Origin of the sequence: Amycolatopsis ultiminotia, from assembly GCF_039536925.1 — a bacterium.
In the GTDB taxonomy this organism is placed as follows: domain Bacteria; phylum Actinomycetota; class Actinomycetes; order Mycobacteriales; family Pseudonocardiaceae; genus Amycolatopsis; species Amycolatopsis ultiminotia.
In genome coordinates, this window is record NZ_BAAAZN010000013.1 from 209138 (window position 1) to 229957 (window position 20820).

Annotated in this window: 25 protein-coding genes; 12 read left to right on the forward strand and 13 right to left on the reverse strand. The window is 70.4% G+C overall.

Annotated features, from left to right (window positions below; translation table 11 throughout):
• The first annotated feature begins 18 nt into the window (after window positions 1-18).
• Window positions 19-591: a TetR/AcrR family transcriptional regulator gene (locus ABD793_RS27895; RefSeq protein ID WP_344865234.1), complete on the forward strand. Its 573-nt coding sequence runs from the start codon at window positions 19-21 to the stop codon at window positions 589-591.
• A 159-nt stretch (window positions 592-750) separates the two neighbouring features.
• Here the strand turns inward: ABD793_RS27895 and ABD793_RS27900 are convergent, their stop codons facing one another.
• Both ABD793_RS27900 and ABD793_RS27905 read right to left on the reverse strand, forming a co-directional pair.
• Entirely contained in the window at window positions 751-1230 is a 480-nt protein-coding gene (locus ABD793_RS27900; protein ID WP_344865236.1) for a hypothetical protein, read from the reverse strand.
• A gap of 2 nt (window positions 1231-1232) precedes the next feature.
• A complete protein-coding gene (locus tag ABD793_RS27905) occupies window positions 1233-2492 on the reverse strand; it encodes an NsdA family TPR-like regulatory protein (RefSeq protein ID WP_344865238.1) in 1260 nt (419 codons plus the stop codon).
• 144 nt (window positions 2493-2636) lie between these two features.
• Here ABD793_RS27905 and ABD793_RS27910 point away from each other — a divergent pair, with 144 nt between their 5' ends.
• From ABD793_RS27910 to ABD793_RS27920, 3 genes are all read left to right on the forward strand, one after another.
• Window positions 2637-2885 carry a hypothetical protein gene (locus ABD793_RS27910; RefSeq protein ID WP_344865240.1) on the forward strand — a complete coding sequence of 83 codons (249 nt, stop codon included), beginning with the start codon at window positions 2637-2639 and terminating at the stop codon, window positions 2883-2885.
• 186 nt (window positions 2886-3071) lie between these two features.
• Window positions 3072-3521, forward strand: a complete 450-nt coding sequence (locus ABD793_RS27915; protein WP_344865242.1) for a glycine-rich domain-containing protein — start codon at window positions 3072-3074, stop codon at window positions 3519-3521.
• A 15-nt stretch (window positions 3522-3536) separates the two neighbouring features.
• Window positions 3537-4394 (forward strand): phosphotransferase family protein, encoded by an 858-nt coding sequence (locus tag ABD793_RS27920; RefSeq protein WP_344865244.1) that lies wholly within the window; start codon window positions 3537-3539, stop codon window positions 4392-4394.
• Window positions 4395-5090: 696 nt separating this feature from the next.
• Here ABD793_RS27920 and ABD793_RS27925 read toward each other — a convergent pair.
• The 7 genes from ABD793_RS27925 to ABD793_RS27955 all read right to left on the reverse strand — a co-directional run bounded on the left by ABD793_RS27925 (window position 5091) and on the right by ABD793_RS27955 (window position 11076).
• A complete protein-coding gene (locus ABD793_RS27925) occupies window positions 5091-5267 on the reverse strand; it encodes a hypothetical protein (protein WP_344865246.1) in 177 nt (58 codons plus the stop codon).
• 5 nt (window positions 5268-5272) lie between these two features.
• Complete coding sequence (locus tag ABD793_RS27930; protein ID WP_344865248.1) at window positions 5273-5983, reverse strand: hypothetical protein; 711 nt, start codon at window positions 5981-5983, stop codon at window positions 5273-5275.
• Between the two features lie 81 nt (window positions 5984-6064).
• Window positions 6065-6313 (reverse strand): hypothetical protein, encoded by a 249-nt coding sequence (locus tag ABD793_RS27935; protein WP_344865250.1) that lies wholly within the window; start codon window positions 6311-6313, stop codon window positions 6065-6067.
• Window positions 6310-8277: an AAA family ATPase gene (locus ABD793_RS27940; protein WP_344865252.1), complete on the reverse strand. Its 1968-nt coding sequence runs from the start codon at window positions 8275-8277 to the stop codon at window positions 6310-6312. Before ABD793_RS27940 ends, ABD793_RS27935 begins: the two co-directional genes overlap by 4 nt.
• The gene (locus ABD793_RS27945; protein ID WP_344865254.1) at window positions 8274-8537 is read right to left on the reverse strand and encodes a hypothetical protein; all 264 of its coding nucleotides are present in this window, start codon (window positions 8535-8537) and stop codon (window positions 8274-8276) included. The genes ABD793_RS27940 and ABD793_RS27945 overlap by 4 nt, the downstream gene beginning before the upstream one ends.
• 375 nt (window positions 8538-8912) lie before the next feature.
• Window positions 8913-10022, reverse strand: a complete 1110-nt coding sequence (locus ABD793_RS27950; RefSeq protein WP_344865256.1) for a tyrosine-type recombinase/integrase — start codon at window positions 10020-10022, stop codon at window positions 8913-8915.
• 190 nt (window positions 10023-10212) lie between these two features.
• Window positions 10213-11076, reverse strand: coding sequence for a sigma-70 family RNA polymerase sigma factor (locus ABD793_RS27955; RefSeq protein ID WP_344865258.1), 864 nt, complete (start codon window positions 11074-11076; stop codon window positions 10213-10215).
• A gap of 73 nt (window positions 11077-11149) precedes the next feature.
• On the opposite strand from ABD793_RS27955, the gene ABD793_RS27960 reads away from it, so the two are divergent.
• From ABD793_RS27960 to ABD793_RS27980, 5 genes are all read left to right on the forward strand, one after another.
• Complete coding sequence (locus ABD793_RS27960) at window positions 11150-11848, forward strand: FMN-dependent NADH-azoreductase (protein WP_344865260.1); 699 nt, start codon at window positions 11150-11152, stop codon at window positions 11846-11848.
• A 153-nt stretch (window positions 11849-12001) separates the two neighbouring features.
• Complete coding sequence (locus tag ABD793_RS27965; RefSeq protein WP_344865262.1) at window positions 12002-12751, forward strand: dienelactone hydrolase family protein; 750 nt, start codon at window positions 12002-12004, stop codon at window positions 12749-12751.
• A 256-nt stretch (window positions 12752-13007) separates the two neighbouring features.
• Window positions 13008-13598, forward strand: coding sequence for a TetR/AcrR family transcriptional regulator (locus tag ABD793_RS27970; protein ID WP_344865264.1), 591 nt, complete (start codon window positions 13008-13010; stop codon window positions 13596-13598).
• Window positions 13599-13676: 78 nt separating this feature from the next.
• Entirely contained in the window at window positions 13677-13994 is a 318-nt protein-coding gene (locus ABD793_RS27975; RefSeq protein ID WP_344865266.1) for a hypothetical protein, read from the forward strand.
• Between the two features lie 9 nt (window positions 13995-14003).
• On the forward strand, window positions 14004-14648 hold the full coding sequence (locus tag ABD793_RS27980) for a phosphate signaling complex PhoU family protein (RefSeq protein WP_344865268.1): 645 nt from the start codon (window positions 14004-14006) through the stop codon (window positions 14646-14648).
• 297 nt (window positions 14649-14945) lie between these two features.
• On the opposite strand, the gene ABD793_RS27985 is transcribed toward ABD793_RS27980, so the two are convergent.
• The 3 genes from ABD793_RS27985 to ABD793_RS27995 all read right to left on the reverse strand — a co-directional run bounded on the left by ABD793_RS27985 (window position 14946) and on the right by ABD793_RS27995 (window position 16516).
• A complete protein-coding gene (locus ABD793_RS27985) occupies window positions 14946-15083 on the reverse strand; it encodes a hypothetical protein (protein WP_344865270.1) in 138 nt (45 codons plus the stop codon).
• A 587-nt stretch (window positions 15084-15670) separates the two neighbouring features.
• Window positions 15671-16057, reverse strand: a complete 387-nt coding sequence (locus tag ABD793_RS27990; protein ID WP_344865272.1) for a hypothetical protein — start codon at window positions 16055-16057, stop codon at window positions 15671-15673.
• 63 nt (window positions 16058-16120) lie between these two features.
• Window positions 16121-16516: a winged helix-turn-helix transcriptional regulator gene (locus ABD793_RS27995; RefSeq protein WP_344865274.1), complete on the reverse strand. Its 396-nt coding sequence runs from the start codon at window positions 16514-16516 to the stop codon at window positions 16121-16123.
• 97 nt (window positions 16517-16613) lie between these two features.
• Between ABD793_RS27995 and ABD793_RS28000 the strand changes: the two genes are divergently transcribed.
• Both ABD793_RS28000 and ABD793_RS28005 read left to right on the forward strand, forming a co-directional pair.
• Window positions 16614-17483 carry an alpha/beta fold hydrolase gene (locus tag ABD793_RS28000; protein ID WP_344865276.1) on the forward strand — a complete coding sequence of 290 codons (870 nt, stop codon included), beginning with the start codon at window positions 16614-16616 and terminating at the stop codon, window positions 17481-17483.
• 54 nt (window positions 17484-17537) lie between these two features.
• Window positions 17538-18668 carry a hypothetical protein gene (locus ABD793_RS28005; RefSeq protein WP_344865278.1) on the forward strand — a complete coding sequence of 377 codons (1131 nt, stop codon included), beginning with the start codon at window positions 17538-17540 and terminating at the stop codon, window positions 18666-18668.
• A gap of 95 nt (window positions 18669-18763) precedes the next feature.
• On the opposite strand, the gene ABD793_RS28010 is transcribed toward ABD793_RS28005, so the two are convergent.
• Entirely contained in the window at window positions 18764-19681 is a 918-nt protein-coding gene (locus tag ABD793_RS28010) for a DMT family transporter (RefSeq protein ID WP_344865280.1), read from the reverse strand.
• 74 nt (window positions 19682-19755) lie between these two features.
• Between ABD793_RS28010 and ABD793_RS28015 the strand changes: the two genes are divergently transcribed.
• The gene (locus ABD793_RS28015; protein WP_344865282.1) at window positions 19756-20664 is read left to right on the forward strand and encodes a LysR family transcriptional regulator; all 909 of its coding nucleotides are present in this window, start codon (window positions 19756-19758) and stop codon (window positions 20662-20664) included.
• The last annotated feature ends 156 nt before the right edge of the window (window positions 20665-20820 follow it).

The following is a 20820-nucleotide window of genomic DNA, read 5'->3' on the forward strand; positions in this document are numbered from 1 at the left end:
AGGTGAAACGGGGCATCGATGGGCGCATTGCGCACACCGCGGGAGAAGTGGGTCGAAGAGGGGCTGCGGGTACTGGCTGCGGGCGGTGCCGAGGCCGTGCGGGTCGAGGCGCTGGCCAAACGGCTCGGCGTGACCAAAGGCGGGTTCTACGGCTACTTCGCCGATCGCGATGCGCTGCTCGGCGAAATGCTGGACACCTGGGAACGCGAGGCCACCGACGACGTGATCGAACGGGTCGAACGGGAGTATCCCGACCCGCGGGAGCGGGTCCGGGCGGCCGGGCGGCTCACCTTCTCCGGCGACTGGCTGCGCCCGATCGACCTCGCCGTGCGCGACTGGGCCCGCCGGGACGATGCGGTCGCCGCCCGTCTGCGCCGGGTGGACAACAAGCGCATCCAGCTGGCGCGGGACGCGATCGGCACCTTCTGCGACGACCCGGACGAGGTCGAAGCCCGCAGCCTGCTCGCCTTCTGCGCGGCCATCGGCAGCCAGTTCCTCGCCGCCGACCATCCCGGCCGCAGCCGGGCCGAGGTCCTCGCCCGCGCCACCGATCTCCTGCTCAAGCTCCCGCCCGGCAGCACGGCTGTATAACGCCCTATACCGAGCCTGGTGCTGCGACCTGCTGTTTCTTCGGTCGATTTGCGACTCTACCAGCAGATACGCAGGACAGCAGTGAGTCAGCCCTGAGTCAGGAGTGAGGGTGTTTTTCCCTCGTTTTCCCTCGGGCGGTGTCGTCCGTACCGGCGCGGCTTAGTCCCGGGTCGCGCCGTCGGGCCACACGACGGTGACGGGCAAGCCGCGTTGGCGGGCGGCGTCCACGACGTCGGCGGTGCCGCCGTAGCCGCGTGCGGGTTGCCCGTCCCATACGGCCATGAGGCGGTCCGCGCCGTCGAGCATTCGGATGCTCGCGTCCATGTGCGCGGTCGAGGTGGATTCCTCATGGTCGAGCCGGATCACGTCCGACGCGTGCGCAATGAGCGCGTCGTAAACCGGGTGGTGGTCGGCGGGCAGCCCGTCCCGGTACTGGCGTGCGGGCACCACGACCACCAGCCGTCCGCCCGCGTCGAGGACGGCGCGGGCGAACAGGGTGTCCGCGCCGTCAGCGATACAGGACACGCCCACCAGCTGCCCGTCCGCGTTCTCGGCGAGCGCGGCACGCAACGCGGCGTCCACAAGGCGCGTGGACGCGTCGGGCAGGCCACGGTGCCCGGTGATGGCTATGCGGGTCATTCTCAGCTCTCCGTGTCGTAGAGGGCGGTTAATGCGTCGTCCAGCTCGGCGGCCTCGGCGGTGCGGGCGGGCAGCACGGCGCGCACGTCGCGGGCGCGTGCGGTGATGCGTTCGCTGCCGTACTCGCGCCCGATGCGGAGCGCGGCGGCGGCCAGTCGGGAAGCTTCCCCGGCGCGGCCCGCAGCGGCGAGGGCACGGGCGTGGTCGAGCTGGGCGAGCGCGCGCGGTTTCGGCGCGGTGAGCGCGGGGTTTGCGGCGCTGTAGGCGGTGCTGGCGGCGCGGAGGTCGCCGAGGCGGGCGAGCGCCCCTGCTTGGTATCGGGCGGCCTTGGCGCGGTCGAACGTGAACACCCACGGCCATTGCGGCTCGCCGGACTGGCGGCTGGTCAACCGTTCGGCGGAGCGCAGCGCGGCCAGTGTCGCGGTTTTGTCGCCGAGCGCGGCGTGCGCGACGGCGTGCAGCGACGACAGCCATGCGCGGGCGGCGTCCGGGGCGGTCGGGTCGAGCTGGGCGGCGGCGCGGTCCAGCAGGGTCACGCCTTGCCGGGGGTGCCCGGCGTCCACGGCGAACGAGCCGAGGCTTGCCGTCATGTAGGACGCGAGCAGCGGGTGGTGTGCGCGTTCGGCGTGGGCGACGGCTTCCCTGTAGCGGCGGCGCGCGGCCGCGTTGTCGCCCCGGTCGGCGGCGATCCACGCGGCCAGACCGGCGGTTTCGGCGAGCACCGCGTACCCGGTCGAGTTGCGCAGACTGCCCGTGACCACGCTGGCGGCGAGTGCGAGGTGGGCGTCGACGGCCGGTGCGAGTTGTGCCGACGACACCGCCGATTCCATGCGCCGATAGTGCGCGGTGGGGCCGGAGATTGCGGCGGCCAGTGCGCCCGGGTCGTCGGCCGGGCCCGGCGCGTGGCGCGACACCAGGACACCCGCGCCCGTGCCGAGCGCGGTTTTGAGGAATGTCTTGCGGTCCACGTTGTCAGGCTTGCCGGTAGTCGGGCGCGCGAAACCTAGATCCGCATCCGTCGCGGCGTCGAGGATGGCGCGCAGAGCAGCCCGATAGTACGCCGCTGGCCAGCGGATCACGCCGCGTTCCCACTTGCCCACGTGGTTGGCGTCCACCGTGGTGACCGTGTCCCCGCCGCTGGCGCGGTACACCTGCGCGTTCACGGCCTCGGCGAGTTCCTGCCGGGTCATCGGGTGCCCCGGCGACGACGGCGACTCGACGCGCTCCCGCGCAGCGCGCAGTGCGTCGTTCGCGTCCGGCATGACCGCCCCCTCCGGCTGACCTCTTCGCGGAGTGTAACCAGCACGGCACAGAACCACCGAACCGCAACTCTCCCCTCATCCTCCCCTTGACATCCCCGACGGCGTCCCTCTGCCGAACCGCCCGAGTCACGAAACCTGGACCGCATGGGCAAACACGGGTGCGAGCAGGCCACGGGACGGATCATGCTGGGCAGGCCGCTTCCCGGCACGGTCCGCGAAACTCAGCGGGTCATGCACGTGTTCCCGGAACCGGCCATGTATCCCGGCGGCATCGTCGCGTTCTGCGGCGCGCAGTTCTGGACCGGCGACCTGGAATGGTGCGAGCGGCCCGCCGGGATGCCGTGCGTGCGCTGCCTTGCGGCCACGCCGCTGCCGCCGCAAGCGCTGCCCTGAAACGCCTAGCCGGTGCGGGCCGCTTCCCCGACCGCCCCGCACCGGCCGGGTTCCATGCTCGACAACGAAAAAGGCCACTGGACTGCCAGGGAACCGGCGGCGACTACCGGGATTCCGTTGGCACGTAAGGCAACAGCGCCAACTAGATCGGAAGGATGTTCACAGCTGACTGTCGCAGTAGAGGACTTGACCGGGCAGGGACTCATCCCGGAGGACTTGTTCCGCAGGCTCCGGGCCCGCATCGCGAAAGAGAACGTCGTTTCCCTGGAGTACGCGGGACGAATCATGGACCAGGCGCTCGCGTTCCTTGTGGCGTGCGCCCGGACCAGCCGCCCCCTCGCCCCGAGCGAAACCGTCGACATCGGATGGCACACGTTCATTCTGTACACGCACGAATACGCGGAATTCTGCGAACGGATATCCGGAAGCTTCATCCACCACGTGCCGAATGACAGCGACGACACCGGAGACGTTCCGCTCGCCGACATGATGCGCCGAACCACCGACGCCATCCGGGCGGCGGGGTTCGCGGTGGACGAACCCCTGTGGTTCACTGGCGCGGCGAAATGCGCCAAGTGCTCCCAGTGCAAAAACGGGTGCACCGACGACCCGCCCCCGCCTCCCGCCCGCAACTAGACCGAAGAGGCAGACATGGTCAGCCAGGAATGGGCGAACCTCCCCGCCGCCGTCCGGCGAGCGATCGAAAACCGGACCGGTGCCGTGGCCGCGACGGTGTCCCCGGACAACGGCCGGAACTCCGATTTCCTGGCAACGCTCCAGACCGAGCAAGGCCCTTGCTTCGTCAAGGGCGTCCTGACCGGCACACGGCGAGCGCGGGCGCAGCAGACGGAAGCACGGGTCGGGGCCCGGCCGAACTCTGCTGCCCCGCGTCTCCTCTGGGACGTGACCGCCGACAGGTGGCACGTGCTCGGGTTCGAGGCCGTCACCGGCCACCACCCCAGTCTTGCGCCGGGATCGCCGGACCTCCCGATGGTCGCCGACATCGTCGCTGCGATGACACGGGAACTGACCCCGTCCCCCGTGGAACTGGAACAGTCCACGGACCAATGGGCATGGTCCGCCCCGTGGCGTCGACTGTCCACATCAGACCGTGAACTCGACAGTTGGGACAAGGACCACCTGCCCGAACTGCTGGACTGGGAGCAGCACGGGATCGAAGCCGTTCGCGGGAACAGTCTCGTGCACGGCGACATGCACCCGCTCAACATTCTCGTCTCCGACCGCGCGCGGGTTGTCGACTGGGCGTGGTCGAGCGTCGGCGCGCCATGGCTTGACCCGGCCGCGTTGGTGCTGCGGCTCATCGCCGACGGCCACACCCCGGAACAGGCCGAAGAATGGGCGAAAACGATCCCCGCGTACAGGGACGCACCCGCCGACGCAGCGACCGCATACGCGGTGCTGGTCTTCGGAATGTGGGCCTACCGTGGTGTGTTCCCCGGACTCACCGACGTTGCCCGGCAGTACGTCCGGCATCGACTGGGGACTTGATCCCGGAAGTGCAACGAGACGCCCCCGGCCCGAGGAAGACCAGGAGGCGACGAGAAGGGTCTTCATGCTGTGAAGCCTCCGGCGGTGCGTCCGGGGCGCGCTGAACGGTGACACGCCCCCGCCGGTGTCCCCCTGACGCCGGACGCCGCCGACGTGCCGTCTACGGCCGGATGCGCCGCTAGGAAGGGGCATTCCGGGGTGCGCGAGCGGTCATGCCGAAAGTGTCGAACCCGTACGTTTGCATAAGCACAGCACCTACCAGGGAGCGACAGGGGCCCCAGGGGTTCCACCCCACCCCTTCCTGCTCGCTCGCCGACGTTCACGCACGTTTTCGCCGTGAGTTGCGCGAGCGCGTGACACGCGAACGACTCGTGTTGCGTCTCAACGTGTTTCGTTTCGCTCTTCTGCTGCTGCGTCCTGAATGGACAGTACGCACGGTTCGTTTACCTGCGGTCATGTCTGGTCCGCGAACGCTGGGCTGTTCGCCGCATCGCTGATCACGGTTCGATCACGCGTTCGGCGAACAGCAGCAAGCGTGCGACGTTCTGCCCTGGTCACAGGGGTGCGGGTCTGCTGCCAACGTGAGAGGCAGCAGACCCGCACCGTTTCCCCTGTGCCCGCCCCGGAGGTGGCTGTCTCCGGGGCGGGGCACGGGCACACCGGGGAGCCTGCCGGGGGCGGGCTTGCGGGCAGGGGCTACGCCGCGTCGGGGGGTGCGTCGACCGGCGGTGGCGTCTTGCCCATGAGGGTGTCGAGCCGTCCGGCCTTGCGGGCGGCGTCCACTTCGGACGGGGTCATCCGATTCAGGTCGGCCCGGTCGGTGATCTGGGACAGTTCCGGCGGGTGCCCGTCGAGGTGTTCGTTAACGTCCATAGTGGTCAGTCCTCCGTCCGTTCCTCGGTTACTCCGTAGGATTCGAGCCGGGCCAGCAGTCGCAACACCGCGTCTTCGGGGGTGTCGACATGGGAGCGGTGACGGATGGCGTCTCCGAACGGCGTCGTGGTCAGGTTGCCCAGCGACACCACTGGGGTGTCCCACGCGCCGAGGACGAGCCATTTCCCTACGGCGTCGTACGCACGGGCACACTCGGTTTCGGCGGTGCGGTAGGAGTTGACCTTGTCCAAGTAGGCTTTCCGGGTCGCCGTTGCGGCCGTGAGCGCCTTTCGGCCGCACTCCCGAGCCTCCGCGCGAACCACTGTTTTCACGTTGCTGGCGGCTTTCCTGGCGGCCCCGATGAGGTCGTCGGCTTGCGCGAGCGTCCGGGCCAGCTCTTCACGGAGTGCCGCTTGCGGGTGCACGATTCCGCCGGTGGGTTCCCCGGCGCGGACGGCGAGGGCGACGGCTTCCCGGTATCGGCGTTCGGCTAGCTGGTCGACGTCCTGCGTGAGCACGTCGTAGTGCTCGGCCAGCAGCTCGTTCACCGCGTTGATCGCCGTTGCGGCCGCCGCGTTCGCCTGCTCCACGACTGGCGTCGTGATCCCGCCGGGGGTGGCCGGGTAATCCGGCAACCGGTCCATGTACCGGTCGTACAAGGTCGCCGTGCCGGGGGCGTACAGGGCACTGGGGGACGGTTCGTTCATTGCGGTCATTTCGTTCTGTCCTTTTCTCGGATTGGGGTGGAGCATCTGGTCAGGCCGTCGGGGTTCCCCGCCGGCCGCGTGCCTCGGCCGTTACGCCGGCCGGTGCGTTGTGATCTGCTGCCACGTCGGACAGGTGGGGGCGTGCTCGATGCCGACCACGAGCTGGTCCCCGGCGGTGAGGACCCGCCCGGCGTCGTCGTGCCACACGCCGGGCGTCGAGTTGCAGTCCGGGCATACGGGCGCGTTGAGGATGAGGGTGGCGAGCGTGCCGGGTGCGTAGTGACGGGTGTGGAGGCGTGAGGTTTTCCGGCCCAGCTTTCGGCGTTCGGCCCGGTTCATGCCGCACCCCGCGAAGGTTCCGAAGGTGCTAGGCCCTTAGAACGCGGAATCTTCGGAACCTTCGTGGAATCTTCGGGAGCTGAGGGGGAGTCTGTGGAATCTTCGGCGGGTGCGTCGGCCGGATGAGTCCACCACCACCGGCCGCGCATACCGTCCTTCTCCTTCCTCACCCCGAGGGTCTTTGCGGCTCGGTACATAGTGGACCGTGTGAATCCGCCTTTTTCGCCCTGCGTAAGGACGTCTTTGGCGGGGGACTTTCCGCCGCAGTCAACGAGGTACTTGTCGATGAACGCGACGGCGTCGCTTTGCTCGGACGCCTCTTCGGTGGTGGTGGTCAACAACTCGGATGCCTGGTGCGCTGATTCGCCATACCACACCACTTTCGCTACGTGACTGTCCGGCGTGGATTCCAGCCGGTATGTGAGGCTCGACGGCATCTGGGCGAGGTTGTTTTTCGTGCACGCCAAGACTCGCCGTGTTTCGTCGTCGGGGTCTGGTGCGACAACGTATCCGGCACGTGCCGCGCCGATGATGCCGATGGACCCACCACCCCGGTAGACGACGTTTCCGCCGCTGGCTTTGTTCAGGTGCCGCAGGAGAAGAACGGCACAGCCTGTTTCGTCGGCGATTGCTGCCAGGCGGGCGAGGACGGTCCGCACGTCTTGGTCTCGGTGTGAGTCCACCGTGCCCGGCATGTAGGCCATGAGGACGTCAACGATCAGCAGCCGGGCACGGTACCGCTTCACGGTCTCGTGGATCGTGCCCATGTCGGCGAGGGTGACGGGCCGCTCGTACCGGTTGCCGTCTTCGTCCACGGTGGACATTGACGTGAGGGCATGCACCCGGGAGCGGTCTCCGCCTGCTGCCAGCAAGCGAGGCACGACGGTGTCGCCTAGCCCGTCTTCGGCGGACATGAGGACGACGTCACCGAGTGGGCATGGCTGCCCGTCCGGCCATGTCGTGCCGGTCGATAGGTGCGCGGCGAGCGTGACGGCGAGGGTGGACTTCCCTTGGGATGGGTCGCCGTCGAGGATAATGAGCTTTCCGGCGGGCAGCCGGTTAGGCCCCCACAACCACGTGACGGTCTCCGGTTCCACGTCGGCGAGCGTCCGCACCACAGCGGGCGAAGATTCCGTCGGGTTGTCCGCGGTGCCCGAAGATTCCACGAAGGTTCCGAAGATTCCGTGTTTTGAGTGCTTAGCACCTTCGGCATCTTCGTACTCGAACAAGAGGCTGGACCCGTCGTAGTCGCGCCGGAGGCCCGGCACGCACAGGTCGGCGGGCGTGATGCCCAGGCGGGCGAGCCCGGCGAGTTCGTCGCCGCAGTGGTAGCAGTGCGCCAGCACCCGGCGCTGCTTCTGCGTGACCCTCATGCCACCGTGTTCGGTGTCGCCGCAACTGGGGCATTTCCACCGCTGCGGGGACCGGCCGAACCACAGGCCGCCGTCTTTCAGCGCCACGCGCAGCTTTTTCATGATCGTGGCGGTGTCGTCGCCGAACCGGCCGGGTTCGCCGGATGCTGCGCGTCGGGCGAGTTCGACGGCTTCGTCATGCCGGGCGTGCCGCAGCGCTGCCCGCTTCTCCGGCGTGACGAACGGGAAGGCGGGCCCACGATCGAGGCCGAGAACGTCGATCAGCTCGCCCGGCAGGCATTCGCGGGTACACCGGCCGAGGTACACGCCGTAGGCGTCGATCGCCCATTCGAATTCGGCGTCGTCGCGGTGGACGGGGCATTTAGCGATCCACGTGCCGTCGTCGTAGCCGACCGGATCGAGGCCGCGCCGTGTCAGCTTCTTCTCGATGACTGTGGCCAGTTCGCGGGGGTCGTAGGTCTGTTCCGGTTGACGCACAACCGCGTCAACTTCGGTATCGTCCACTGTGATCGAACTTTCGTCGGTGTCGATCGCGTCGCACGTGCCCGCCCGGTCATCTGCTGCCGGGCGGGTTCGTTCTGTCGGGTTCATGCGGCGGCGCGGGTCTTGGCCCGGCGGGCGGCGCGGGCGGTGGCGAGTTTGCGTTTACGGGCGGCTTCGCGTTTGCTGGCCACGATTTTCGCGTTGATCCAGTCGTCGACCGCAGCCTTGGTCAGCAGGGTGGGCTGGCCGTAGCGTCCTTGGCGGAACACGGCAATGTCGCCTTTGGACACTGCGTAGCGGAGCGAGTTTTCCGGTACGCCAGTGCGTTCGGAATGGTCGGCGTAGGTGCCGACAGTGGTGTCGTCCATGAGGGTGTTGTCTTTCGCACTTCGGGCAGGGGGTGGCCGCACCGTCCTGCCGGATGGTGCGGTGCAGGGGGCCAGCCTCACCGCCGGGAGCCGCGCGCTCCTCGCGAAAGCGAGATTCGAGCCTCGGACAGCGATTCCGATTTGTGCGTCCGTCCATTCGGGACGCCTAGGGCTCTAGCCGCCCAGTGAGGGGCGGCGCTCAATTGCCGTAACAACTTGCATACTGACCGTAGCAGCGGCGGTCACTCGGCGTCCAGTCGAGAGGCAGGCGCGGAAAGCGTCGCGGCAACCGGGCAGCAGGCGAGGGTCCGCCAACGGTCGCAGGCCCCGGCTCCGGAGTGGAGGGAACCGGGGCCTGCCGAAGTGTTGCCGGGATCAGCCGAAAGCCTTGTCGAGGATGTCCAGCTGATCCCGGCGAGGGGTGGCCCGGTAGTAGCGCTGGGTCGTGGCGACGTTCTTGTGCCCGACCGCGTCCATGACCGCCAGCACCGGCGCGCCGGAACGGGCGAGGCGGGTCACCAGCGCGGGCCTGCCGTCACGGAACTGGAGATCGGAGGGCATTCCCGCCGCGTCGCGCGCCGCGTAAAACAGCGTGCGGAACTCCCGCTGGTTCTTCATCCGCCGTCCGTCCAGGTGCACCAGTTCGCCGGTGGCGGCGACCCCGTGGACGTCGATGTGCTCGGCGAGCGCGTCGGCCAGCTTCGCGGTGAGGCCGCGCCACGTGACCTCCCTGCCTTTCGGGAAGTCCTGGAGTTCCCCGTTGTCGAGCATCACTCGGCTGACGAACAGACCCCTCTCGTCAAGGCGTAGCTGGTCCGCGCGCAAGCCCAGGATCTCCCCGACGCGCAGACCCGCCCAATGGCTGATCTTCGCGGCGATCGCCAGCGACGGCGGGAGATGCTCGGCCAGCTCCAGCGTCTGCGCGTCGGTCAGGTGCACCGGCTGCCGTTTGCGCGGCGGCTGCACGTACTCCAGTTCGGCCGTGGGGTCGGTGTCGATCCAACCTTCGCGCACCGCGTGCTTGAACGCTGTGCGCAGGGCAGAGAGCGTGTAGGGCCGGGTCGAGGCTGCGCCGGACATGATCGCCCGGTGCGCGTCGGCCTCGGTCACGGCGCGGATCAACGGGTCGCCCAGGTGCTTTGCGCAGAACTTGACGCGCCGGTTGTACAGCTCGCCGGTGGTCTTGCCCTTCGGATAGGACTTCTGCGCCGCGTCGGCCAGAGCCGACAGGCGGATGTCCCGGCGGCGTCCGGCGGCGGTGGTCGTGTCGAGCGGCTGGTACCGGCTGTACAGGGCGTCGAGTTCGCGTTGCTTGCCGCGCCGCCACGCGTCGGCTTCCCACTCGTCGGCGAAGTTCTTGGAACCGGGGAAACCGTCGCCGCCGCGCCATCGCTCGCCGGTGATCGGGTCTTTCAGGCGGGCTTTGAACGGGAGTGCGCCGCGTCCGGAGCGTTCGACTCCGTACGGCAGGTCGTGCTTGGTCATGCGAGTGGGTCCTTCCCGGTCGCGAAACCAGGCAGGACCGGGGCGGCCACCCCATACAGACGGGGAGGCTACCCCTTCGGCGGAGTTGTGGGAAAAACCCGGTTTCCCTCACACCCCGCCGACTGGCCGAAAACTGCACTCTGACCTGCGGATTGTTCACCCGTAGATCGGGGGGCGGACAGAAAACGACCTATACCGCGTTGCCGGTAAGCAGCGCAATTGTGCTGGCAGCCAGCCGTGCCGGCTCCGCAACCACTTCATACGCAACGACGCGATGCGCCCTTACCTCGATTTTCAGCAGGCCGACGAGCCGGCCCGCCGGAGCGAGGACCAGGCCGGCGTCCCCGTCGATCAGCGCCGGTTCGGCGAATGCGGCCCGGCCGGCGAAAGTCCTGGTCCCGCGGGCGACGTCGGCCCTGCCGCGCAGCACCGCCGGGACGCCGGGCGGCAGGGCGGCCGGATCGGCGTGCCGGACCACCTCCGGCGCGAGCACATCGAGCAGGGTCCCGAGGTCCCCGCCGCGGGCGGCGGCGAGGAACGCTGTCACCACCTCTTGATGCCGGGCGAGGTCCGCGGCGGGCACCGCCGGCGTGCCGCGGACGCGCCCGCGCGCCCGGCTGGCGAGTTTCTTCGCGGTGGCCGGCGTGCGGTCGAGGATCGGGCCGATCGCGTCGAACGGCACCGCGAAGAGGTCGTGCAGCACGAACGCGATCCGTTCGGCCGGGGCCAGCCGGTCGAGCACCACCAGCAGTGCGCGCCCGACCTCTCCGGCGAGCACGATCTCGTCCTCCGGCGCGTTCCGTGCGGCGGTTTCCGGGATCTGCTCGACCGGCGTCTCCCGGCGGGCACGCAGGATGTCGAGGCACAGCCGGGAGACCACGGTGGTGAGCCATCCGGCGAGGTTGCCCGGCTCGGGCGCACGGCCGAGCCGCAGCCAGGCCTCCTGTACGGCGTCCTCGGCTTCGGCCGCGGAGCCCAGCATGCGGTAGGCCAGCGCGTGCAGCCGTGGGCGCTGTGCCTCGAACCCGCGTGCGAGCCGGTCGTGATCACTCATCGGTCACCTTTCCCCGTCCTGATCCGTCGTGCAGGTGGGAACCCCGGATGGCCGTGCCGAGGAGAGGAGCCGGATGCCCGAGATGTTAGCGCCCCTGCTGTACCTGGATTCGAGTGCGGACCGCGCGGAATCCGTGAGCAGGCGGCTGACCGCGCAGTTCGCCGGGGAATGGCGGCGGGGCGGCGGGAAGGTGTGCCACCGCGACCTTTCGGCCGATCCGGTAGCGCTGATCAGTGCTGCTTACGCCCGTCTCGGCCGCCGCACCGAACGCCGTGGCGTGCTGTCCCTGGCCGCCATCGCCGGTCTGGTCGCCGACGAAGCCGAACGGCGCGAATGGGAGCTGACCCGGCCGCTGGTCACCGAACTGCGCGATGCGGGCACCGTGCTGCTGGGTGTGCCGATGTACAACTTCGGCGTGCCCGCCGCGCTGAAGCTGTGGATCGACCGGATCTCCTTCCCCGGCGTGTTCACCGATCCGGAGACCGGCCGGAAGCTCTTGGCGGACAAGGACTTCGTCGTGGTCAGCGCGCGGGGAGGCGGTTACGGTCCGGGCACCCCGCGGGAGGGTTTCGACTTCCAGGAGCCGTATCTGCGGGCCTACCTGACCAACCTGGGGGTGTCGCCGGGGCGGCTGGAGTTCGTGCACGCGGAGCTGACGAGGGTCGGTGACCTTCCGGCGCTGGCCGGGCTGGCAGATCTCGCCGCCGCGTCACTGGCCGCGGCACGGGGCCGGGTGCGGGAGCTGGCGGCGGCCCGGTCCACAGCCGGGTAAAGCGGACTTCACCACTTCCTCCGGACTCTTCGGGCGCTGATCTTTTCCGCCTCGCAGCACCGGGAGCGGCACCAATCCCCGCAGAACGCCGCTGCGCCGAGCGGGGATAGATTGATCGCGCACACGAGTGACGAGTGTCAGGAGTGACAGCGCATGCGCAAGGAAAACGTGGACGTTCCGGCCGGTGACGGGGTCGCCGACTCGTACCTGGTCGTCCCGGACGGCGGGCCGCACCCGGGAGTGCTGCTCTTCATGGACGCGTTCGGAGTCCGCCCGCGGCTCGAGGAGATGGCGGACCGGATCGCCGAAGCGGGCTACGCGGTGCTCGTACCGAACCTGCTCTACCGCGGCGCACGGTCGCCGTTGGTGCCGGACATGGCGGACCTGGCCGACGCGAGCAAGCGCGAGGCGATCTTCGGCAAGATCATGCCGCTGATCGGGCAGCTGGACACCGACGCGATCACCAGGGACGCGGAGAAGTACCTGGACTACTTCCACGCGCAGGACGGCGTCGCCGCGGACCCGGTCGTGATCACCGGGTACTGCATGGGCGGGCTGAACGCGCTGAAGGTGATCGAGGCGCTGCCGGACCGGGTCAAGGCGATCGCGAGCTTCCACGGCGGGCGGCTGGCCACCGACGAACCGGACAGCCCGCACCGGCGGGTCGGCGCGATCACCGGCGAGGTCTACTTCGGCCACGCCGACCAGGACCACTCGATGAGCGCCGAGCAGATCAAGACCCTCGAACAGGCGCTGGACGATGCCGGGGTCACCTACCGCTCCGAGGTCTACGAGGGCGCCGAGCACGGCTACACGATGACCGACACCGCGGCCTATCACGAAGAAGGCGAGAAGCGGCACTGGGAGAACCTGTTCGCGCTCCTGGCGCGGGTCAACGGCTGATCCACTGCCGTCTGCCGGTCCGGGCTGCGGGGGAAGTGTTTCCCGGCAACGGAAATCCGCTTCCGCCCGCGCTTCCGGGCCGGTGCCGGCTCCGGTGTGGACGGCCGGGCGAAGCCGCGTACCGGCGGCCGTCGAGGACCGGGTGGACGGTTGGCGTCCGGTGGTCCGGCTTCGCGGCGTCGCCGGAGGGCTGCTGCCGAAGATCACCGACGCTACACTCTCGGGCGCCGACACCGGACCGCGAAGAAGGCCGCCGATGAGCACGCCGACCACCGTTCCGCACCGCGAGAAGCTGCTGCGTGAGGGCTTGCGGCAGCTGTACGCACACGGGTTCCACGGCACGACGATCGACCGGATCCTCGAAGGTTCCGGTGTGCCGAAGGGGTCCTTCTACCACCATTTCGGGTCGAAGGAGACGTTCGCCCGCCAGGTGCTCACGCGGTACATGCAGTTCCAGTTCGACCAGCTGACCGAATGGAGCGGGCGTGCCGATCTGCCGGTGCCCGCGTTGCTGGCCGGGTACTTCCGCGCGATGGCCGACCGGTTCGTCGCCTCCGGGCACCGGCGGGCCTGCCTGACCGGCAAGCTCGCCACCGAGATGGCCGCGGAACACGACGCTTTCCGCGAGCAGCTGGCCGGGGACCTGGCCGGCTGGCGGGAACGGATCGCGGAGCTGCTGCGCCTCGGCCGGGAACGTGGGGAGGTCCGCGGCGAGGCTCCGGTGGAGCTGCTGGCGGACGCGGTGCTCGCGCTGATCCAGGGTGCGTTCGTGGTCGCGCTGGCCGCCCGGGACGAGTCCGCGCTGGCCTCCGTCGGCACCGCGATCGAGCTGCTCGTGGCCGGGTGACCGGCCGGGACCTGCGGCGACGCGCCGGTGGTGGCGTCCGGTGCGCCCGGACGGCGCACAGCGCTTAGGCTTGGTGCCATGGCCGATGGTGTGCTGTGCCGGGAATCGGTGGAGCTTTCCGGACGGGAACGGTCGGTGCTGCGGAGCATGGCGGTCCGCGGCACGGACCCGGAGCTGTACTGCGAGCTCGAAGCCGGGCACGGGCACGAACATGCCGCGCCGGTCGCAGTGGGCCAGTGGTGGCTGCGCTGGTGGCCGGGCCGCCGGGTGCTCGAGTCAGCGGCCGGGTGTGCGGCGCGGTCGGACGACGGCGTGGCCTGCCGCGTGCCGGGCGGGCACGAAGGCGGGCACCGGTTCGAGCCGGCCGAAGCCGACTTGGTCGGCGAGCGTCAGTAAAGTCGCGACATGCGCGACGGCTATCAGGACGATCTGCACCGGCTGAACCGGCAACTGGCGGAGATGGCCGACGCCGCGGCCGAGGCGATGCGGCGTGCCAGCCGGGCGTTGCTGACCGCGGATCTGCCGGTGGCCGAACAAGTCCTCGGTGCCGACGACGAGCTCGACGCGCGGCGCGCGGCCTGCGAGGAGGACGCATACGCCCTGCTGGCGCTGCAGGCCCCGGTCGCCGGGGATCTGCGCGGCGTGCTCGCGGTGGTCTACTGCGCGGAGAAGGTCGAGCGGATGGGTGACCTGGCCGCACACATCGCCGGCACCGCCCGCCGGATGCACCCGGACCGGGTGGTGCCGTCCGAGCTGGAATCGGTGTTCACCGAACTGGGCGCGGAAACCGCAGGGATGGCCGACCGCGTGGCGGAGCTGATCCGCGGTGGCGGACAGGGCGGCTACGCCGAACTGCGCCGCACCGACGAGACGGTCGACGCCCTGCACGCCCGCGTCCTGGCCACGATCACCGCACCGCAGTGGCCGCACGACCAGCGGGTCGCAGTGGCGCTGACCCTGGTCACCCGGTTCTACGAGCGTTTCGCCGACCAGGCCGTATCGGTCTCGCGACGCCTGGACTTCGCCGCAACGGGCGATCTGCCGGGCTAGGCGTTGGTCTGGGTGATCACGGTGTGCATGCCGGCGGATCGCTGGTGGGGAGCAGGCCTTGTCGGCCCGGGGCGTGGTCGGGCCGGGTGCGGGCCCGACCGCGCCAGTGACGTGCAGCCGCCGCATGAGGGTGCGGGAACATTTGCTGCGTATCCGGCCTGGCCGGGCTCGATCACGGTGACCAGCGGCCGGCCGTTGCCGTCGGCCATATCACGGTGGGCCTTTGTGCTCCAGCCGATGCGGGAGCGACACTTCGCGTGGTCAGGCGACTCGGTGAGCAGATCCGTGTAGTTCGGCTCAGTCCCCGGTGACACGCCTGATGGTGGTGGCGCGCTGATGCGCCCGCGCGATCGTGGAATCCACCGACACCGCCCAGCCGATCTCCCCGGCCGCATCCGCTGCCGCCAATAACCGCTGCAGCACCGTGCCCTCCATGCCGTCACCGGCCATCCGACAACGGACGCACTCGCTCACCAGTACCCACCGGCAGCAGATCCTCGATCAACACACACTGCTGATCTGGCAACAACTGAAACCCCCGACACGCCCGGCAACATCCGAGCCACCACCCACAAACGTCTGTCCGGCACCCCTAGGCACCGGCCGGTGCGCGGTTGCCCGGGAAGTGCCCGGTTCAGCGCGTCGGCGGGGTGCTGGGGTTGGTGCTGAGCGCGTCTGCGTAGCGGTGGCGGAGCGCTGCAGGGTTGGACGGCCGGGCGCGACCGGTTCGCGTTTGCGGCCGGCGTTGGCGGGCGCGAGGGTCGGGAGGACGGCGACTGGATGGTCAGACCGTCCTCCACCGCAGCGGGTTCGGTGGACAGGATGCGCACGCTTTCCGGTGGCTGCCCGAGATTGTGCCGCGAGCTCGCCGTTCGTCGTGGCGATCCGGGGGCCGCAGATGCCCGGGGCAGCGGTGGCCGTCCGGGTGCGCCGGCGAGCAGGTCCGTCCCTCCATTTCGGACTCCGGCAGGGTGGGCCGGGCGCCGGAAACACCCGGTCGACGGCCGGGTGTCGTGCCGCGGTCAGGAATCCGTGGTGTGGGTGCAGGTCACCGGCTTGCCGGGGGAGGGCGAGGTGGACTTCGCGAGTTCCTTCTCCTTGTCGAGCAGGATCCGGCAGCTGAGCGTGACGGCGCCGGACGGGGTCGCGGTCACCGAGGCGTCACGGCCGGCGCTGACCACCACGTCCTGCTTCCACGGCAGTCCGAGCGGGCCGGTCAGCTCGTGCTGGGCGACGTCGTCCTGATAGCGGTCGGCGGACTGCCCGTAGCTGATCCTGGTCGCGGTAGCGGTGTGGTCGGCGGTCACCTCGTAGCTGATCGCCCAGGACTTCCCGGTCGGGTTGGAGCAGGCCGCGAGTCCGGCGGCGGCGACGAGCACGAAACTTGCGGAGAGTGTCTTCTTGAGCACGCTCGGACTGTACCGGGTGGACAGTTCCGCTGCCGCGGACGCGCCTCGCCGCACCGGGGCCGTTCAACCGGGGCGGTCGGCCGAGAGGTTGGTCCGGTCGATCTCGGCCATGTGGTCCTCCGCCCAGGTGCGCAGCACCGCCAATGCCGCCTCCAGCGACGTGCCCAGCGCGGTCAGCCGGTAGTGCACCCGCGGTGGCACGGACTCCTCGACGCGGCGGTCGACGAGCCCGTCGCGGGTCAGGCTGCGCAGCGTGACCGAGAGCATTTTCTGTGACACGCCGGGAATCCGGCGCCGCAGGTCGGCGAACCGGACCTCGTCCGGTGCGGCCTCGGCGAGCACCTTGACCGTCATCGACGTCCACTTGGTGCCGATCCGGTCCAGCAGCTGCCGGGTCGGGCAGGCCGGATCGAACAGGTCGCCGCGGGCACCGGGAGCTCGGCGGGCGGGGGAGGTCACCTCGGGTTCACCACCTGATCGGAAAGTGCGTTCTTGGCGGCACGGCGCTGGTTGCCTAACGTGTGCTGGTAACCAATGGTAACCACGGGAGGCAGTCATGGACACCCTCGTTCCCGCCGGCGCTGCGCCGGTCGAGGTGCGCGAGATCGCGGTGCACGGGGTGCGGCTCAGCGTGGCGCTCGCCGGAACCGGCCCCGTTGTCGTCCTGTTGCACGGGTTTCCGCACACCCGCGAGCTCTGGAGCGAGGTGTTCGGCCCGCTGGCGGAGCGGTACCGCGTGGTCGCACCGGACCTGCGCGGCCTTGGTGCGAGCAGCCGTCCGGAAGGTGGATTCGACGCCGCCACGATCGGCGGTGATCTCGAAGCGCTGCTCGACGCACTGTCCGAACCGGACGCCGCGGTGGTCGCGATCGACCTGTCCGTGCCGGCAGCGTTGCTGTTCGCGCTGCGCCGTCCGGAGCGGGTCCGCCGGCTGGTCCTGATGGAGTCGCTGGCAGGCCCGTTGCCGGGCGCCGAGGACTTCCTCGCCGGCGGGCCGCCGTGGTGGTTCGGCTTCCACGCGGTACCCGGTCTCGCCGAGACCGTCCTTTCCGGACACGAGGCGGAGTACGTCGGCTGGTTCGTGGACCAGGGCACGCACGGCCGCGGTATCGCACCGCACTTGCGCGCGGCCTTCGCCGAGGCCTACACCGGTCCGGAGGCGTTGCGGTGCGCATTCGGCTATTACCGCGCGTTCCCGGAAAACGCCAGGCAGCTCACCGAGGAGGCGGCGAGGACCCGGCTGACCGTACCGGCGATGACGGTCGGCGCGCATCCGGTCGGCGACGCGCTGGAACGGCAACTGCGCCCGCTTGCCGACGACCTGACCACGCACCTGCTGCCGGACTGCGGTCACCTCATTCCGCTGGACCGCCCGCGCGAGCTGGTCAGCCTGTTGCTGCCGTTCCTCGAGTCCGGAAACGGCTGACGCTCGCGCTCTGGCGGCCAAGAGCCATACTGCCGGAGTGAAGCGGGAACAGGCATGTCGCTGACGTCCGAGCTGGCCGACCCTGCGGGCCTCCTTTCGCGGTGGTGCGCGCGCGTGTTCACCGGCACGCCGCTGGCCGCGCGACGGGTGGAAGAAGCCGTCCACGGCGTGCATCCGGTCCGCCCGGCGCTCGCGCGACCGCCGCGGCAGCATTGGGCCCAGGTCGGCGGAGCGTTCGGGCAGCGAGTCGCGGACCTCGTCCAGGCCGCCCCGCCGTACTACGCGCTGCTGGGCATGCTGCGGGCGCAGTGGGGCGGCGCTGCCTGGGCGCACGATCAAGCCGCGGCCTACCCGACCCACGCCGGGCTTCCCGGGGAATACCGGGCACGGGCGCTGAACATCCGGCCGGCCGCCACCACCTGGTTGGACCTCGGGGACGGATTCCCGGACATCGACCCGGTCCCCGGCGCGCCGCTGCTGTGGGCGGATTTCCTCGCCCGTGCCCGCCGCTACCAGGCCCGGCACGCCCCGCCGGGGCTGCTCGGCGAGCCCGGCGCGGAGGCCGGGCTCGCCCGGACCGCGTGGGTGCTTTCGGCGTGCGAGGACATCTACCGCTCCGGCGAGACGGATCCGCGGCTCGGCCGGGTCGTCGACGGCGGCGGCACGATCGACCAGTTGCGCGCGCTCCCCGGCGACGAGGTGGTGACCGAGCTGACCGGCCTGGCCCGGCGCCTGCACGAACGTGGTGTGCTGTGGGAGCTGCGCCGGCTCGCGGGTGTGCCACCGGAGGGCACCCAGCTGGGCATCGCGGGCCCGACGATCGTCCCCGGCTGGGCCGACGGTGACCTGCTGCTCGGCCGGATCGACCCGGAAGCAGGCATCGGTGACGGCACGGCCACGCTCGTCGACGTGAAGACCGTGGTCACCGTGCGCGATCCGGGACGCGTCGCGCGATGGCTGTGGCAGATCCTGCTCTACGCCTGGCTCGACACCGGGGACCTCTACCGCATCCGGGACGTGGGGCTGCTGCTCGCGCGGCACGGCACCCTGGTGTGCTGGCCGGTGGACGAGCTGGCCGCGGAACTGCTGGGTACCGCCGACCTGGTCGAGCACCGGCGCGACGAATTCCGGGACCTGGCAAGCGGAATCCTGCGCCGAGCCGGGCTGAGCCTCCCGGAGAGCTGAGCCGCCGCCCGCCCGGTTCCGCGGTGTGAAGAGACGGGCGCGATCCGCTCGCTTGCGGCGCCGGAGTTCGTGAACGCCTGTGCGAGCAGTGCCGATCAGCGCCGCGCACCCCGTCCGGCGAAGCACACCGCGGCGAGCACCACCGCACAGCCCACCAGCTGCAGCACGCTCGGCTGCTCGCCGAGCAGGACGATCCCGAACACCACCGCGCCGACCGGCTGCAGCAGCATGAGCGCCGCGCCGGTCGCGGACGGCATGCGCGGCAGCGCCCCGGCGATCAGCAGCCAGCCGGCGACCTGGCCGATCAGGCTCAGCGCCACGAGCCAGCCGAGCGCGGGCCAGCCCGGCGCGAAGTCGAGCCGGCCGAACGGCACGCCGAGCGCCACCGCCACGGCACCCGCGGACAGCGTCGCCAGCAGCAGCGAACGCACCTGCGTCGAGGGACCGCTGCTGAGCCGGATCAGCAGCAGGTAGACCGAATAGCCGGCGCCGGCGGCGAGCGCGGCGAGTGCGCCCAGCAGCGGGTCCGGCCCGGTCATCGTGGCGCCGATGAAGCCGCCCGCCAGCACGATGCCGGCGATCAGCACCGGTGCGGTGACCAGGAACCGGCGGTCCGGCCGTTCGGTCAGGAACAGGAACGCGAGCACCGGCACGATCACCACCTGAACCGCGAGCAGCACAGTGGCGATGCCCGCCCCGACCCGCGGGATCGCTTCGCCCCACAGCACGAAGTCAAGGCCGAGACCGAGACCGGCCAGCAGCGGTGGCACGACCTTCGTCCGCACGCCGGTGCGCCGTGCTTCGGTGCGCGCCAGCACGGCCAGCACCGGGAGCGCGAAAAGACAGCGCCAGAACGAGCTCGTCGCCCCACTGGCGCCGGACACCTTGATGAACACCGACGACAACGCGATGCACAGCCCGCCTGCCGCGGCGAGCAGCCGCGGGTTGAACCGTGCGGTGAAGGCGGCGATCGGCCCGGCCGGAGGGGCGGAGGGGAGTTCGGTGGCGGTCACGAGCACCAGCCTGGTCGTCCGGACTGTCAAGGACAAGCGAATGTTCGTGCGCAGAATTCGGTAGCATCACTACTGTGTTCACCCTGGATCGCCTGCGTGCGCTGAACGCCGTGGCGCAGCACGGCTCGGTGGCCGCCGCGGCCGCGGCACTGCACGTCACCCCGTCGGGCGTCTCGCAGCAGCTGGCCAAGCTCGAACGCGAGGCGGGCCACGAGCTGCTGGTGCCGCGCGGACGGGGGGTGCGGCTGACGCGGGCCGGGCAGCTGCTGGCCAGGCACGCCGAACGGGTGCTCGCGCAGCTGGCGCAGGCCCGAACCGATCTGGAGCTGCTGCGCGAGGACGTGCTGGGCCCGTTGCGGATCGGCGCGATCCCCACCTGTGTGCACGCGTTGCTGCCGCCGGCGCTGGCCGTGCTCGGCGAGCAGCACCCGCGGCTCGAGGTGACCCTGCGCGAGGGCGAGGCCGAGGACACGCTGCCGCAGGTGGTCGCCGGCGATCTCGACGTGGTCGTGGTGGAGAACTGGGCGGACCGGCCGGTCGCGCTGCCGTCCGCGACCACGCACGTCACGCTGTTCTCCGACGTGGCGGACCTGGCGCTGCCTGCCGGGCACCGGCTCGCGCATCGGCGGGTGGTCGACCTCGCCGAGGTCGGCGACCTGCCGTGGATCGCGTGGACGGCCGGTACCGGATGTCACGAATGGCTCGTGCAGGTGCTGCGCGCACAAGAGGTGGAGCCGCGGATCAGCTGCACCGTCGGCGGATACCCGACCCAGCTGGCGCTCGTGGCAGGCAACGCGGGCGCCGCGCTGGTGCCGCGGCTCGCCCGCGGCCCGGTCCCGGACGGCGTCCGCATTGTCGCCACCCGTCCGGCGCTGAACCGCACGATCATCGCGGCGTGCCGGGCGGGCGAGGAATCCCACGGCGGGGTCCGGGCCGCACTGGACGCCTTGCGCGAGGCCTCGGCGCGATTCACCGCACGCTGACCGTCCGCGGTTCCGACCAGCGGCGCAGTGCTCGGCAGCACCGGCGGGGAGTTCTTGTCTCCCTTGTCTTCTTGACGCTCGGACGCGGCTGACGGGACGCTGGGATTGGCAACGTTGTCAACGTCGACGGCTGACCGCCGGGTCAGCAGGCGACGG